The 16,377-nt window shown below is 44.6% G+C and carries 11 protein-coding genes and 1 tRNA gene; all 12 read right to left on the reverse strand.

What is annotated here, in order from left to right:
- Positions 1-243: 243 nt before the first annotated feature.
- The 12 genes from ABVC65_RS01075 to ABVC65_RS01130 all read right to left on the reverse strand — a co-directional run bounded on the left by ABVC65_RS01075 (position 244) and on the right by ABVC65_RS01130 (position 16,335).
- A complete protein-coding gene (locus ABVC65_RS01075; RefSeq protein ID WP_353582379.1) occupies positions 244-2,235 on the reverse strand; it encodes a serine/threonine protein kinase in 1,992 nt (663 codons plus the stop codon).
- Positions 2,236-2,410: 175 nt separating this feature from the next.
- Positions 2,411-3,769, reverse strand: coding sequence for a UDP-N-acetylglucosamine 1-carboxyvinyltransferase (gene murA, locus ABVC65_RS01080; protein WP_004124216.1), 1,359 nt, complete (start codon positions 3,767-3,769; stop codon positions 2,411-2,413).
- Between the two features lie 115 nt (positions 3,770-3,884).
- On the reverse strand, positions 3,885-5,294 hold the full coding sequence (locus tag ABVC65_RS01085) for a metallophosphoesterase (protein WP_353582380.1): 1,410 nt from the start codon (positions 5,292-5,294) through the stop codon (positions 3,885-3,887).
- Positions 5,295-5,762: 468 nt separating this feature from the next.
- Positions 5,763-6,617 carry a transcription termination/antitermination protein NusG gene (gene nusG, locus ABVC65_RS01090; RefSeq protein ID WP_353582381.1) on the reverse strand — a complete coding sequence of 285 codons (855 nt, stop codon included), beginning with the start codon at positions 6,615-6,617 and terminating at the stop codon, positions 5,763-5,765.
- Positions 6,618-6,645: 28 nt separating this feature from the next.
- Complete coding sequence (gene secE, locus ABVC65_RS01095) at positions 6,646-6,861, reverse strand: preprotein translocase subunit SecE (RefSeq protein ID WP_004111941.1); 216 nt, start codon at positions 6,859-6,861, stop codon at positions 6,646-6,648.
- Between the two features lie 38 nt (positions 6,862-6,899).
- A tRNA-Trp gene (locus ABVC65_RS01100) sits at positions 6,900-6,975 on the reverse strand.
- A 164-nt stretch (positions 6,976-7,139) separates the two neighbouring features.
- On the reverse strand, positions 7,140-8,399 hold the full coding sequence (locus ABVC65_RS01105) for a pyridoxal phosphate-dependent aminotransferase (RefSeq protein WP_435528281.1): 1,260 nt from the start codon (positions 8,397-8,399) through the stop codon (positions 7,140-7,142).
- 507 nt (positions 8,400-8,906) lie between these two features.
- Positions 8,907-10,052: a glutamate 5-kinase gene (proB, locus tag ABVC65_RS01110; protein WP_353582383.1), complete on the reverse strand. Its 1,146-nt coding sequence runs from the start codon at positions 10,050-10,052 to the stop codon at positions 8,907-8,909.
- Positions 10,053-11,717 carry a GTPase ObgE gene (gene obgE / locus ABVC65_RS01115; RefSeq protein WP_353582384.1) on the reverse strand — a complete coding sequence of 555 codons (1,665 nt, stop codon included), beginning with the start codon at positions 11,715-11,717 and terminating at the stop codon, positions 10,053-10,055.
- A 417-nt stretch (positions 11,718-12,134) separates the two neighbouring features.
- A complete protein-coding gene (gene rpmA, locus ABVC65_RS01120; protein ID WP_004106248.1) occupies positions 12,135-12,386 on the reverse strand; it encodes a 50S ribosomal protein L27 in 252 nt (83 codons plus the stop codon).
- A 33-nt stretch (positions 12,387-12,419) separates the two neighbouring features.
- Positions 12,420-12,728, reverse strand: a complete 309-nt coding sequence (rplU, locus tag ABVC65_RS01125; protein ID WP_004111933.1) for a 50S ribosomal protein L21 — start codon at positions 12,726-12,728, stop codon at positions 12,420-12,422.
- 181 nt (positions 12,729-12,909) lie between these two features.
- On the reverse strand, positions 12,910-16,335 hold the full coding sequence (locus ABVC65_RS01130; protein WP_353582908.1) for an Rne/Rng family ribonuclease: 3,426 nt from the start codon (positions 16,333-16,335) through the stop codon (positions 12,910-12,912).
- Positions 16,336-16,377: the final 42 nt, after the last annotated feature.

Below are 16,377 nucleotides of genomic sequence, written 5' to 3' on the forward strand. Positions count from 1 at the left end.
CTTGGTGTTGCGCGAGGTTTGAGTATTTCTCTCCTCGCAAGTCCCGTCGCTACGCTCCTCTTTTATTGCTCGTAGAGAAATACATCAAACCTTCTGAATATCTAAAACTTTTGCGTATCTTTTATCACCGAGATTCTCGATTTTTCTTCTTCATTCGATGAATCACCATCAAAGATGCTGAGGTTCATCTCATTCAGTGCAAAAAATCTCGAATCTCCACCGCACCTAGTGAATCCTTAAACATCAAATATCGCTATTATCAAATATATTTTCAATTGAATCAATTAACAGATCCGCTTGGCTCATTATCTGCTTAACTCTATTGTCAACGTTTTTATTTTGCGACTTTATAGATCGCGCTAAATCCAACGTGTTGTCAAAAATATTTTCAATACTATCTTGACTAACAGCATAAGACTTAAATAAACCAGTCCACGATTTTAACGAATTAAAAACAAGTTCGCACGCATCTATTTTTACAATCTCGTTCTGATTTTTCTTAGCATTTTCAATAAAATTATGCAATTTCGTAATATAATCAAAATTTTGCGGCTTGGGTTGCCCTTCCGCATAAGATGCAAAGCTTAAATACTCGCTTCCAACCGAATAATACATTGATGCCAACTCATAGTCTTTTGATTTAACACCTTCTAACGCTTCTTTAAACCATTCAGACGCTGCTGTTATGCGAGTTTTTCTATTTGAATCACTAACTTCTTCCCCGTTTTCAACGCTATAGTACCAATATGCTTTGCCCACGGATAAGCACAACTCATACCAATCTTCAGATTTTTTAAGCATGTTTTTATACTCATTGATCAATGCTGTAAAATCTTCTCTTTCATCAAGAGTCCACCGAAAATCTTCAATTTGATGCACTAAAAGTCTGAGTATTGGTTGAATGGAAAGCGGCTGAATATTGGCATTAAAAAGTTTTATTTGCAATCGCATGGCTTGCTTAACATTTTGAATCACCTGCTTAGAATCCATTGATTTTGCCGCTGTTCTCATGTAGTTTTTATATTTTTCAACATCACTTATTTTCTCTATAGCATTCTTGCTTCTTTTTTCATCATTGTCACGAGCCACTCGCGCATAATCATTTTTTCGACTATTTATTTGACTATTTGATGTTAAAGAATGCAACGATGTTCCTATAAAAAAGCAGCCAATAATCACCATTAGTATGCAGCAAATAATTTTGATTACAATATTTCGATGACTAATTCCACTACTCTTTTTATGACTATTTTTACGAATACTCCTACGACTACTCTTACGCCTATCGCGACGATTATTCTTATAATGATTTACACGCGACCTGATATTTTCTATACCCTCCACGTCGGAATCTAAATTGTCACCTAAATAATTTTCTAAGCAATCCTCTAACGACTGAGCAAATTCTTTACAATCCACATAACGCTCCAAAGGATTTTCTAACATGGCACGCATTAAAACAGCTTGAAGATTGTTAGCAAAACCACCATCTGCTAAGTCGAAGTTAGTAAAGTGCTTTGTAGCATCATAATGCCCTGAGTTTTCTGAGTTTCCTGAGTTTATAGTCTCGTTATTATCAGAAAAACATTTACCCGTAAGAACAAACCACAATGTAGCACCAAGAGAATAAACATCAGTAAAAACGCCTATTTTAGATTCAGTCTTAAAAAGTTCTGGAGCAGCAAATCCACGAGTAGCAAAACGCGCATCTTGTTTAAATCTGCTTGGTTGCACCAATACACCATCTTTATTTTTAATTTCTAATGCAGATCCGAAATCAATTAAATAAACCTTTGAATCTGTACCAAGCATAATGTTAGATGGTTTTAAATCACAATAAACAATAGAAGGATTAAGTGAATGAAGATATTGCAACAAGCCACATAATCGTATGCCTAAATTACACACTTCGGCAGGATTCATAACACCTTCTTGTAAAATCATTGATTTTAAAGAAAATCCGTCAACATAGTCGCGAACAGCGTATGCTCTGCCATTCTCCTCAAAAAAATCAACAATTCTAGGTATAGAAGGATGATTGCAATGATTTAAAACCTCAACTTCTGCACGCAAAGATTGCAAAATCAAGGCTTTTTTATCGTCATCAGAATCAGTAGCAGTTTCTTTTACAGCCCACTGCTTATGAAGAACATTATCTACCGCAAGATAAACAGTAGATGTTCCTCCAGATCCAAGTTTTCCGAGAATCTGATATCTTCCACCCACACAAACCATATTTGCCGCACTTTCATAAAATCAAAATGACAATAATCCTGTGCTGCAAACTTTATAGACTAATTTGCGTATTGAAAATACTTACAGAACAATGTGTACCAAAGCCATCAAAACCCTAGAAAAATAAGGGAAAAGTTATCCACATTGCTCAAATTGCACAAATTACTCAAATAACTCAATCAATATCCGCGCCAAGAGCAGTCAACTTACCGCGGAAATCTGCATAACCGCGGTCAATAAGCGAAATACCCTTAACGTTAGATGGACCTTTAGCTGCAAGAGCCGCAATAAGATGACTAAAACCGCCTCGCAAATCAGGAACATCAATATCTTGACCAGTAAGAGGTGTTGGACCAAAAATCACAGCAGAATGCTTGTAATTTCGCTGCTGGAATCGGCAAGGAAGAGAACCTAAGCACTCGCGGTACAACTGAATCATAGCACCCATTTGAACAAGCGGCTTTGTAAAGCCAAAACGATTCTCATACACAGTCTCGTGAACAATACTCAAGCCTTTAGCCTGCGTTAAAGCAACAACAAGAGGCTGCTGCCAATCAGTCATAAAACCAGGATGAACATCGGTTTCAATAGCAACAGGATGCAAATCACCGCCTGGATGCCAGAATCGAATACCGTTATCCGTAACGTCAAACTGACCACCAACTTTACGGAACACGTTTAAGAAGGTCATCATCTCTGGCTGAGTAGCCCCTTTAATAAACACGTCACCATGAGTTGCGAGAGCCGCCGAAGCCCAAGATGCCGCCTCAATCCTATCTGTTAAAGCCGTATGATTGTAACCTTGAAGTTTATCAACGCCCTCAATCCTAAATGTGCGATCAACGTCAACAGAAATAATAGCGCCCATTTTCTGCAAAACAGCCACCAAATCCATAATTTCTGGCTCAATTGCAGCACCAGAAAGCTCTGTTTTACCTTCTGCAAGAACAGCGGCAAGAAGAGTTTGCTCAGTGGCACCAACCGATGGATAAGGTAGATGAATTTTAGTGCCATGTAAACCATTAGGAGCAGTAATATGAATACCATCCTCATGATCTTTATCTACATTCGCACCAAGTTTACGCAAAGTTTCAAGATGGAAATCTATTGGACGTCCTCCAATATTGCACCCACCTAAAGCTGGAATAAAAGCCTCACCAAGTCTGTGAAGAAGCGGACCAGAGAAGAGAATCGGTATTCTAGAAGATCCCGATAATGTATCTACGTCTGCAACATCAGCAAGCTGAACCTTGCTTGCGTCAATGCTAACAACGCCTGCAGCACCATCAACATCTACGTTTACTCCATGCAAACGCAGCAAATCAGAAACAACGTGAACATCTCTGATTTCTGGCACATTTTTAAGAACAGATTTCCCAGGAGCAAGCAAAGCAGCAACCATTGCCTTACTAACAAAGTTTTTTGCACCACGAACTTTAATAGCTCCGTTAAGCGGCTTGCCACCTTCTACATGCAAAACGTCTGCAGCGTCAATGCCACTTTCGTTCTGTTCAGCCGTATTATGCGCAGACACATTTACCTCTTTCGTTTGCAACTAAAACTAATCACTATAATACCGACATGCGTGCCAATAACACGTACCAAATAACACGTATCAATCACACATATCAATTCGAGCATTAACCAAGCTACTTTGCCACGCGAGACCGCCATCTTCTCAATAGCCTTGCAAAAAGCGAAGGTTTTTGCAATAAATCTACTTCTGGCAAATCGTGATCGCAATCCGCATTTAGCCCATAAGTATACGCCTTCTTAGACGAAGGTTTTCCAACTAAATCACCAAATTCAAGCATTTGCGTTCTAGGCTCATATGGGTGACGCATATCAAATTCGATAAGTCTTGCACCACATTTAGATGCAGCAGGCCCATAAGATCCAAAACCACACGTTGCAGTAGACATAAGTAGCATATCCGAATCCTTACAACGTCCAGCAAACGCGTTTCTGTGATCATGACCTGCGCAGAAAGCAAAAGTGCCAATATTTTGCAAAATATCAAATTCGCCATTATCTTCATCTGGGCAGCTCACGCCTTCTCCCAAATAACCATCTGCAAGAACACGATTCTCATCTAACGCATAATATTTTCCAGCGAAACGCCTGTAACCCTCGATCGCGTGTTCCTGAGACGCATAATCTTTAGAAACTTCACGCATTAAACCATAGTATTGAGGAAGAGGAAAATGTTGGAAAACACAGAATTTTGGAGGCAATAACTTTGGCAGATTCCTCAAAAAATCAAGTGCCTTATCCGAAGGTTTCCCATAACCTCCACTCTTATCATAGTCTCCAGAATTAACTAAAACTAATGAAAATACAACATTTTCCTGATTCACATCCATAACTGGAAGCGCAAACGTGCCAGCTTCACAAGGAAAAATGATTTGATTTGGCAATATGCATTTAGTGGACTGCAAAGCTGCAACATTGCAACTAGAAGAATCATAATTATTCGACTCGTTTTGCGAAGAACGGTTCATGCAACCCTTAAACTCTTGATACAAAGAATCCAATTCTTCATTACTCAACCCACATTGAAAATCATGGTTTCCATAAGTCAACGCCCATGGAATTGAACGATCTTCCAAAGGCTTCACCATACGCTTAATATGCTCAATAACTTTTTTTCGCGTTTCTTCTAGTTTTTCTGCATACGACTCATCTTTAGGTGAGTAATTATCAGAAAATCGTCCTGAGGAAGAGTCGCCAGCCTCCGAAGACCAGCGTCTGCGTACAAATGTATCTGCAAAATCTTTAACATATCCAGCAATTTGATTACCCGTAAAAATTACAATATCTGGCTTAACAGCATCACAAGCGGACTCTATAAGCCTAATTGTATCTTTGCTAATTTTTGGAGCATCCTGAACATCTGCAAACTGCAAAACACGAAATTTGCCAGAAAGATGGAATTGCAATTTACCTAATCGTGCAGAAATAGACATCGGCAAATTAGCCGATTCAGAAGAATTAGCCGATTCAGAAGCGGGCAAAACTTTAGACTCATCGCTATTCGTAGATTCTGCAATTTCTGACATGATTCAAGCATACGGCACATCAGAGAACAGTATCAACAAAAGATTTAACAAAATTCAAAGAATTTAACGCGAAATTATTAACATTGCACTCGAACTCAAGAAAAATAAAGAAATATACCCAAAAATGACGAAACGTAGGGATTTTTTACAAGATTTTCAGGTAATTCACAGGCAATAACATCTTTGTCTTAAGTAAAGGGTGCCTATTATAGAGACATCAAGGAAAAAGCAAATCAACATAATGAATGATTTGCAAGAACCAATAACTGAACCTCTCTTCTTCTCTTCTCTTTCATAACCCCGGGTTACTAGCCCGGGGTTTTTGATTACATTACAAAGTTACATTACAAAATTACGGATTATTCCTCAAAACGCAAAACAAAAGTCGGGGCGCAGCAAACACCACACCCCGACTTATGAACTGATAAAATCAGATGCGCGCAACAATCACAAAACGCGCATTAAAAATCAAACAATAGGCTCTACCTGATTAAAGCCAAGCTCCACAGGAGTTTCGCGACCAAAGATAGAGACAAGAACCGTAAGCTTCTGCGTTGTAGGATCCACATCCGACACCACGGCAGCCATAGTCGCGAATGGACCATCGGTAACTGTAACCTGATCGCCAACCTTGTAAGCCACCTCAACGGTACGCTTACGAGCCGCAGCAGGCTTATCTCCAGCCTTCTTCAAAGCCTCAGACGCAATCATAGGAGCCATCATATCGATAACTTCCTTACGGCTAAGAGGAGCAGGCTCCTTAGATGGGCCAACAAAACCAGTAACGCCTTCAGTTTCGCGCACAATACGACGAGCATTCTCGTCTGGCCACATACGAATAAGCACATAACCCGGAACGCGCACGCGGGTAATAACCTTCTTACCCTTGTCAGTGTGCTTCTCAACCTCTTCCATTGGCACTTCAATCTGGAAAATCTTGTCTTCCAAACCAAAGCTTTGTACACGAGATTCAACGTTAGTTTTAACGCGCTTCTCATAGCCAGAGTAGGTGTGAAGAACATACCACTTACCCTCAAGAGTGCGCAAAGTCTTAGAGAACTCCGCAACAGCGACAGCACCGGCATCTGTAGCATCAACTTCTTGTGCAGCGGAAGAATCGCCAGCAACCGTTTCAGCAGACTCAGCAGGAGACTCGGTCTCACCAGCTACGTTTTCACTATTTTCAGAAGCATCCTCTACGACAACAGCATCTGCAGCATCTGCGTTATCAACATTTGCAGAATCAGCCGAAATATCAGCTGCATCAAAATCCGCAAAATCATTCACAGAATCAACATTTTCGAGATTCAACTCGTCAGTCATATTCGCACACCCTCAAAATTCGTCGAAATCAGCCAAACAGCCACATAACAGACTTACCTAAACCGAAGTCCATAACAGTGACGAAAACCATCAAGAAAATAACAAAAATAAACACGGAAGCTGACCAAGCAAACAATTCCTTGCCGTGAGGAGCAACGACTTTACGCGTTTCGTCAATAGTTTGCTTAATGAACATGCCAATACGCATGAACAAATTCGGCTTCTTCTCTTTTGCCTTGGCCATGCTTGAATCCTTCGTTTGAAAATTGTTAACAATAAAACTGGCAGGGACGGCGGGACTCGAACCCACAACCTACGGTTTTGGAGACCGTTGCGCTACCAATTGCGCCACATCCCTAGGTGAACTTGCTAATCATACCTTAAAAAGATTGACTTGGCAAAACCGCCAAGTAGATATGTTAGCGGAAGGGCAAGATTTAAGGGTTTTATTATGATTAGCGAGTGTCGCTAAACGCGCGGTTGCTGGCGACTTTTGCGTGCGCAAACAACGCGCTGGCGACTTTAAAACGCGCTTCCGCTTTCAATCCACTGCTTCATACGCCTCATGCCCTCGGCAAGCTGACTGTCTGCTAAAGCACACGAGAATCGCAAGTAACCAGGCGCACCAAAGGCCTCGCCAGGAACAGCGGCAACATGCGCTTCATCAAGTAGCATTTGCGCGAGCACGGACGACGTGCCTGGAATCTTAGAATCCTTGCCTAGCGGGCGATTAAGCAGTGCCTCAACATTTGCAAACGCATAGAAAGCACCATGTGGCAGAGGACAAGTCACGCCATCAATATCGTTTAACGCTTGCACAATCGCCTTGCGACGAGCGTCGAAAGAATCACGCATTTTTGCAACTTCATCTAATGGTCCGCCGACTGCTGCAAGAGCTGCACGCTGTGAAATATTGGAAACGTTAGACGTCATGTGACTTTGAAGCTTAATCGCAGCTTTTGCGGCCTCAAGCGGCGCAACCATCCAGCCAACACGCCAACCTGGCATTGCATACGTTTTAGCAACACCGTTCAAAACAAGCAGCTGGTCGCGAACTTCTGGCACTTCTACGCCAATATACGACGTTTTTACGCCGTCGTAATGCAAGTGTTCGTAGATTTCGTCGGAAAGCACCCAAATATGGTGTTTTACAGCCCATTCGCCAATCGCGCGAATCGTTTGCGCACTCCAAATAGCGCCTGTTGGGTTAGAAGGCGAAGTTACAATAATCGCACGCGTGCGTGGAGTGCAAGCCGCCTCAATCGCATCAATATCTGGCTCAAAACCGCGATCCGCGCCAGACATAACAGGCACAGGCACGCCACCTGCAAGTTTTACTGCCTCTGGATAGCTTGTCCAATATGGCGCTGGGATTATAACCTCGTCGCCATCGTTTAACAAAATCTGGCATGCTTCGTAAACAGCTTGTTTGCCGCCATTCGTTACAACAACTTGATTTGGGGAAACATCGTAGCCAGAATCGCGCTTAACTTTGCGCGCAATCGCCTCGCGCAATTCTGGAAGACCAGCCGTAGCCGTGTACTTGTAGTTTTTTGGGTCTTTGCATGCGGCTGCAGCGGCTTCAACAATGTAGAGCGGCGTTGGAAAATCAGGTTCACCTGCGCCGAAGCTAATAACGTCGATTCCTGCGGCTTTCATCGCTTTCGCCTTGCCATCTACAGCAAGCGTTGCACTCGGTGCCACTTTGTTAATGCGATTGCTCATAGAGCGCCATTGAGAGTTTGATGTATTTACTGCGATTTGCGATGCATTTTCTGCCATATTTGCTGCGATATTTTCTGCCATACTTACAGTTTAACCATTACACGTTATTTCCCGATTTTGTTTCTTTTTGCCCACATTTGTTTACGTACTAGCCGATTTGGGAAACAAACGCGGGAATCGAGGCATTTCCTTGTTTGGTGTGTAGGAGGGCTGGGTGTTTCTTGTCTCACAACGCTCTGCCTCTTGCGTGTAGTCTGTTGTTGCGGTTGTTCCGTTTTGGCTTTGATTTTGTTTTTGGGTTGAAGTTTGTTTGTAGTGGTTGATCATTGGATTATTTGGTATCGGCTGCCGCTCTTATACTGTTCGACCAAGAATCACCCAGCCCTCTTGCATGCTTGAACAATTGCGTATCGCTAGTCGCCTGAGATTCTCGATTTTTCTTGCTGCTTCAGCGAATCACCATTTCATGCTGAGGTTCATCTCATTCAGTGCGAAAAATCTCGAATCTCTACCTTGCTTGGCGTAATTTTAAGCGCACATGCAAATCGATTAGCAAGTAGAAGATTATAAAAGCACAAGATTGTCGCGATGCACCACAGGATGCGCGTATTGCCGCCCCAAAGTCGCCTCTAAATCATCCGTTGTAAGCCCCATTACCTGCGGTATCTCATCTGAATCGAATGCAACTAATCCTTTGGCCAAGTGATTGCCATGCTCATCGTCAATCCACACTGGATCGCTTGCAGAAAAGTCGCCAGCAACCCCTACGATTCCAGCAGCCAACAAACTTGCTCGTCCTCCTCGAACTGCTGCAGCAGCACCAGCATCTACAATAATCGAGCCATGCGGATTAGACGCAAAACCAATCCAAAGCCTTCTGGAAGATGCGCGCGAATTTAGTGGCGCAAACACGGTTCCAACTGCATCGCCAGATAGCGCACCCTCCGCGTTACTAGCACATGTCAAAAGCGTTGGGATTCCAGAAACAGCAGCAACGTGCGCCGCATCCATCTTGGTTATCATTCCGCCTGTGCCTACACCCGAAATACTGGAGCCAACTTTAACATCGTCTAACGCGCGCGTAACATCTGGAACAAAACTAATCCGCTTAGCATCTGGCTCGCTAGGCGGAGCCGTGTAAAGCGCGTCAACATCTGTTAAAAGAACCAGCGCATCTGCTCGCACAATGTTCGCCACAAGCGCCGCAAGCCTATCGTTATCACCAAAACGTATTTCGTTGCTAGACAGAGCATCGTTTTCGTTTACGATTGGCACAACGCCCAATTCTAGCAGCCTAAGCATTGTGCGTTGGGCATTACGGTAACGCGAAGGGCTTATAGTAACGTCTGCCGTTAGTAGCATTTGCCCTACTCTTATGCCGAATTCCGCAAATGCTGACTCATATTGGTACATGAGCAAGCCTTGTCCAACTGATGCTGTTGCTTGCTGAGTCGGCACATCTTTAGGACGTTCATTAAAACCAAGTAGTCCAAATCCCGCTGCGATAGCACCAGAAGATACTAAAACTACATTAGCTCCAGACATTTGAGCACGGCTAATAGCCGTAACAAGAGCACGTAATTTTTGCACGTCTAAATGACCAGATAAGTCTGTAAGCGAGCTAGAGCCAACTTTTACGACTATTGTGTTCGCATTGCTAATTGAACGCCGAATCTCATCTTCGGTAGGCTCAACTGCCTTATTAATCATTTACTCACCACGTCCAAATAAACTCTGCTCATCGTGTTTGTCGTCATCTACCGATGGATCTGCCCAATGACCTTGCTTTCGTTCCGCCATCATAGCGTCTCGTACAGCGCTCTTTGCATCCATCATCATGTGATAATCGCGTCTGCGCTCCGCATTCGTGCGTCTTGCACCTCTAGGGTCATTTGCTTCAAGTCGCAAGTCTTTTCCACGCGCTCCCAAGCTAGCACCGTCCAAACCTTCCGCACCTGCTGCAATGCTTGGATCCCAGTCGAAGCAAACCATGCGGTTTCCGCGACCAATCCTAATCTCGTCTCCTGGACGCGCACCCTTCTTGCGCAACTCGTCTTCTACACCAAGTTTTGCTAGGCGATCCGCCAAATAGCCAACTGCCTCGTCGTTGTCGAAGTTTGTTTGCACAACCCAACGCTCCGGCTTAGCGCCCGTAACAGTAAACCAGAAGTCGCCATTTTTGTCTTCTTCGCGCTCGATTGTAAAGTCGCTAGCACTTCCGCGGCCATCATCTCTGCGTCGTCTCAATGCTGGCTGTTCAAGCGGCTGAATAACAACTCGCTCTTCTTCACGTGCCGCCTCTTGCTCAGCAAGCTTTTCGCGCATACTAGCCACCATCTTTCCAAGCGCAAAACCAAGCTCTTTCAAGCCTTCGTGAGACGCAGTAGAAATCTCAAAAACTGGAAAGCCCATTTTTTCAAAGTCGCTTCGCACAAATTCTGCCAACTCTTTTGCCTCTGGCACATCAATCTTGTTTAGCACAATAATTCGCGGACGCTCTGGAATCGGAATTGCTCCAAGCGGCAAATCCAACTTGTTTGCGTATTGCGAAAGCTCGTGTTCCAAAGCCTTATAATCGCTGATTGGGTCGCGATTTGGCTCTAACGTTGCACAGTCGATTACGTGGGCGATTATTTCCGTGCGCTCAATGTGGCGCAAAAATTCTAGACCAAGCCCTTTTCCTTCGGAAGCTCCTGGGATCAATCCTGGCACGTCTGCGATTGTGTAGCGGTATTCGCCAAAGCTGACCACACCAAGATTTGGAACAAGCGTTGTAAACGGATAATCTGCGATTTTTGGCTTTGCAGCGCTGATTGAAGCTACAAGACTTGACTTTCCTGCAGACGGGAAGCCCACTAGCGCCACGTCTGCTATCGACTTTAGTTCTAGGATTACGTCTCGTTCTTCACCAGGTTCGCCTAGTAGTGCAAAACCTGGAGCGCGGCGAGTTTTATTGGCAAGAGCGGCGTTTCCAAGTCCGCCTGCGCCTCCTGCTGCAACTACGAATGTATCGCCTACGTGTTGCAAATCCGCCAAAACGTTGCCCGGCTTTTTCTGCGCTCCTACAGCGCCCTTCGCCTCAAAAACTACGGTTCCGACTGGCACTGGCAACATAAGGTCTTCTCCTTTGGAGCCGTCCTTTGTATCACCTAGACCCATTGTGCCACTCTGCGCTACGCGATGTGGCATGAATCGGTAGTCGAGTAGGCTGTTCGCGTTGCGATCGGCTACGAATATAACGCTTCCGCCGTTTCCACCATTGCCGCCATTTGGACCTGCAAGTGGCTTGTATTTTTCTCTGCGCACGCCTGCGGATCCATTGCCGCCGTCGCCGCCTTTAACATGTACCGTTACTCGATCTACAAAATCGCTCATAACTTTTACCTTACTTGATGCTCAATACTCGCCAGATTTGCCTGCGTTTGTTTCTTTTTTCCCACGTTTGTTTACATATCAGCCGATTTGGGAAACAAACTCGGGCGCATTTTCCCGAATTTGTTTACTTATTTGCTCATTTGGGAAACAAACTCGGGCACATTTCCCCACATTTGTTTACCTTTTGTCCGATTCGGGAAACAAACTCGGGATAAAACTCAGGCATGTCGTGTCGTTCGCGCGTTACAGCGCGCGAACGTCTTCGCCACACGTAAAGTCCACTGGACTTTACGTTTGAGCGGCTCAGCGCTCCGAATTGCCTTTTCGCGCTACGCTTTAAGCGAAAAGGCAGGTCGTCGCGCAAACAAACAAAAAAGCCGCACCGAACTGGGTGCGGCTAGAAGATTAATGAGTTACTCAGGCGGTAACTACGTCTACAACCTTGCGATCGCGACGAATGCCGAACTTCACATTGCCGTCCACCAAAGCGTACAGCGTGTGATCCTTACCCAAAGCAACGTTCTGTCCTGCATGGAACTTGGTGCCGCGCTGGCGAACAATAATGTTTCCAGCCACAACAGCTTCTCCACCGAACTTCTTAACGCCAAGATATTGCGCCTGTGAGTCGCGACCGTTGCGCGAGCTAGACGCACCCTTCTTATGTGCCATCTTGCTGTCCTTTCAGGTTTATAACACCGTCAATCAGGCGATGGCCGTGATCTTGACGAGAGTCAACTTCTGACGATGACCCTTGCGGCGAGCCACGCCAGTCTTGTTCTTATACTTCATAATGCTAATCTTTGGACCCTTAGCTTCGTCGTTAAGAACTTCTGCCTTAACTGTGATCTTTGCAAGATCCTTAGCGCTTAAGGTCACCTTAGCACCGTCAACAACGAGCGCGACCGGGAATTCCACGGTATCGCCCTTCTTTGCATCGAGACGGTTTACGAGGATGGCGTCTCCAACCTCAACCTTCTCTTGATGGCCACCGGCCTTCACAATCGCGTACATAATTCGTTCCTTAGCTAAATTGAAAGCTTTACTATTGCCTCACGCGCAGCGTTGAACCTGCGGCAAGACACCGACTATCAAAATTACACCGACCCCTGTACTAACGTCAAGTCTTAATTCATAAAGTCGAAATAAGCAATAGACATTATTGTACTCGAGCCGTATACTTTGCGTCTATTTTTTAGTTTTCACTAGATTCTTGAGAGCTTTCTGTGGATTCTTGAGATTCTTGCGAATCATCAGATTCCTCAATTTTCCCGACTACCTGCGATTCTTCACTGCTTTCTGCAGATTCATTACTCGCATCTACTGCAGAAAAGTCGCCAGCAACCGAAGATTCATCAACACTGTCAACACCATCAACACTGTCAACACTGTCAAAAACACTATCACCTGCATCGCCATTATTATCAACGTCATCTGCAGCTACAGCATTCACATCATTATTGTTATCGTCTTTATTATCGTTACCGTCTTTTTCGTCACTTTTACGCAAAGACTCCTCCAAGAAAGCCGACGACGCTGCAGCGGCCGCAATACGCGCTAATTTGGCGCGAACATCCGCACTGGACTCCTGCTTAACCACAGGCATAGGGTCCGCAATACTTCCATGACCGTGCTTATTGGTTTTAATAAACGGATCACCGCCCTTAAGCGCGTAAGGATCCGCATACTCCGAAGACACAGTCGGCTCGTCGTGAAGAATAAACCCACGACCCTTGCAAGTCGGGCACTCCTCCGAAAACGCCTCGACCAAACCCTGCCCAACGCGCTTACGAGTCATTTGAACAAGGCCAAGAGATGTGACCTCCGCAACCTGATGCTTTGTGCGGTCGCGCGCAAGACACTCAACAAGACGGCGCAAAACAAGATCGCGGTTCGCTGGCATAACCATGTCAACGTAATCGATCATAACCATGCCGCCAATATCGCGAAGTCGCAGCTGACGCGCAATCTCCTCGGAAGCTTCCAAATTGCAGCGAGTCACAGTCTCTTCCAAAGACTTACCGCGACCAATAAAACGACCCGTATTTACGTCAATCGTTGTCATTGCCTCCGTTCGGTCAATAACAATCGATCCACCTGCAGGAAGATAAACCTGGCGCTCCATGCCCTTTCTAAGCTGGCTGTCGATTTGCCACTTGTCGAACACGTCTTTGCCTTCATGCTCAGCAGGATCCCAATACTCAATCTTGCTGCGCAAATCAGGAGCCATCATCTCCAAGTATTCACAAATGCGGTCATACGCGCCCTTGCCTTCCACAATCATCTTTTGGAAGTCATCGTTAAATATGTCTCGAACAACGCGAATAGCCACATCTGGCTCGCCTTGCAAAAGCTTTGGACGCTTGCCATGCAAGAACTCTTCTCGCTTCGCTTCGATTCGTTCCCACTGTTTTACAAGCGATTCAAGGTCTTTTTCAATCGCATCTTCACTAGCACCATCTGCGGCGGTTCTAATGATTATGCCCATGTCTTTAGGCGCGATTTTGCTTACGATTGCGCGAAGTCTGCTGCGTTCACGGTCGGATAGCTTGCGACTTACGCCCGTCATAGCTCCAGACGGAACAAGCACAAGGAACCTACCAGCAAGCGTTACTTGCGATGTTAGTCGCGCACCCTTATGGCCTATAGGGTCTTTAGTAACTTGCACTAAAACAGGGTCTCCTGCCTTAAACGCAAGCTCCATTCTGCGCGGCTGTCCTTCTAATCGTGTTGTATCCCAGTTGACTTCTCCAGCGTAAAGCACGCCGTTTCTAGCCTGACCAATGTCTACGAATGCAGCCTCCATGCTTGGCAACACATTTTGTACACGACCAAGGTAAATGTTTCCAACGGTTGCAACTTCTTGAATATCAGAAACATAGTGTTCTACAAGAATATTGTCTTCGATTACAGAAATTTGCGTGTGACGATCGCGCTCACGCACAACCATAAGTCGATCAACGTTTTCACGCCTTGCCAAAAAGTCTTGCTCCATAAGCAAGTTTTGGCGATTACGCTCCCTGCGATTGTCGCGACGACGCTGTTTTTTGGCTTCAAGTCGCGTAGAACCTTCAATATCCGTAATCTCGTCAATATACTGTTGTTTTCTAGATCTTCGACTAGACGAATCGGAGTCTATTGACACAAAACGCGATTGTGTGCTTTGTGAATTTTGCGAACTTGAGGAACTTTGAGACGAATCGTCAGAAGATTTCGACCTGCGACGACGGCGACGACGAGTGTACACTTCCTCGTCATCTTGAGATCGCAACTCGTCTGGATCTGGAATTAAATCGCGGTCTTCTTGAGAAACTTCTATTTCGTTTATGTCATAATCGTCAGCGTATGAAGAATCGTCCGAAGATAGGTCGGATGTTGTTCTACGGCTTGATCTATCAGACTTATCTGCCCTATCTGTCCTATCTTCCTTATCTGCGCGAGACGGTCTGCGACGACGGCGACGACGGGTTATCATTTCTCCGTCTTCATCATCATTATTTTCTAAATCAGAAGTTTTTGCATACTTGCGGGTTGATTCAGAATCTACATCATTATCTGACTCAACACTATTTTCAATTCTTTCGTCAATTACATCATCGATTGGAGAATAAACTATGTCGTCGTATTCAAGGTCTTCTTCTATTTGCTCGACTTCTGCGGCGGCGCGTCTTTCGGCAGCGTTTAGTCTGCGATTCTTGCGTGACTTTCTATGATTTTGATCATCGTAATTATCCTGATTGTCACGATTCTTACGACCATTATTGTTATTCTCGCTATATTTGTCACCATTATCTTTGTCAAGGTTAGCTTTATCAAAATTAGACTTATCCAAGCTATCCTTATCCAGATAATCTCGACTATTTCTACTTATTCTGCTATCGCTTCTATTATCAATTTCGTTTAAATCTTCAGAATTTGCACGATTAGTTCGATCTGCACGATCTGCACGATTTACTCTGGAACGCACACGAATAACACGTGTATCATCGTCAGATTCAGAATCATAGTTATCGTCAAAATTGTCACGATTATTGCGATTTTTGCGACTACGTACTCTACTTAGATCCTCGTCTTCATTGCGATTCTTCCTGTCATTCCTGCCAGAACGCGTTTTACGCAACTTTCGCGAACTGCGACTATTGTCTTTGTCTAGATCATCTCGACTGTTTTCTCTATCGCTTTCATTTGCATCATCGTCGTAATCTAAATCGCGCATACGACTATTGTTTTCAGGCAAACGATGAGGTAAAACAGGCTCCTGAAAAAGTAGCGATGTTATCGGTCTTACAGGAGTTTGGTGTTCAACAACACTTTCAGATTCAGTTTCCTCAGAGCGTGTATCGTAATCGTTTCCGCCTTGTACGTGTAGTTTCATCGATTCGCCAGCTGCTCCTGCAACTCTTACAACGCGTCTTCCAGCTCTTCTGCGTCGTGTGCTTGACGCTGCGTCTTGCGAACCTGAAACCACATTGACAACGCCTGCTGTAACGGGTGATGTAATAGTTGATGCAGCTGCTGATCTTTGCTCGTCAGCTGCGTTAGTAGATTCGTTCGCGCTTGAATTTGCTGCTACGAATGAAAGATTTTTATCTTCATTTTTATCATTATTGGCTTCGGGCACGGTGAAGCCTTCTCGTGTTACTCTGGGCACTATGCTCCTAGC

The sequence above is a fragment of the Gardnerella vaginalis genome (assembly GCF_040427915.1).
Taxonomy (GTDB): Bacteria; Actinomycetota; Actinomycetes; order Actinomycetales; family Bifidobacteriaceae; genus Bifidobacterium; species Bifidobacterium vaginale_C.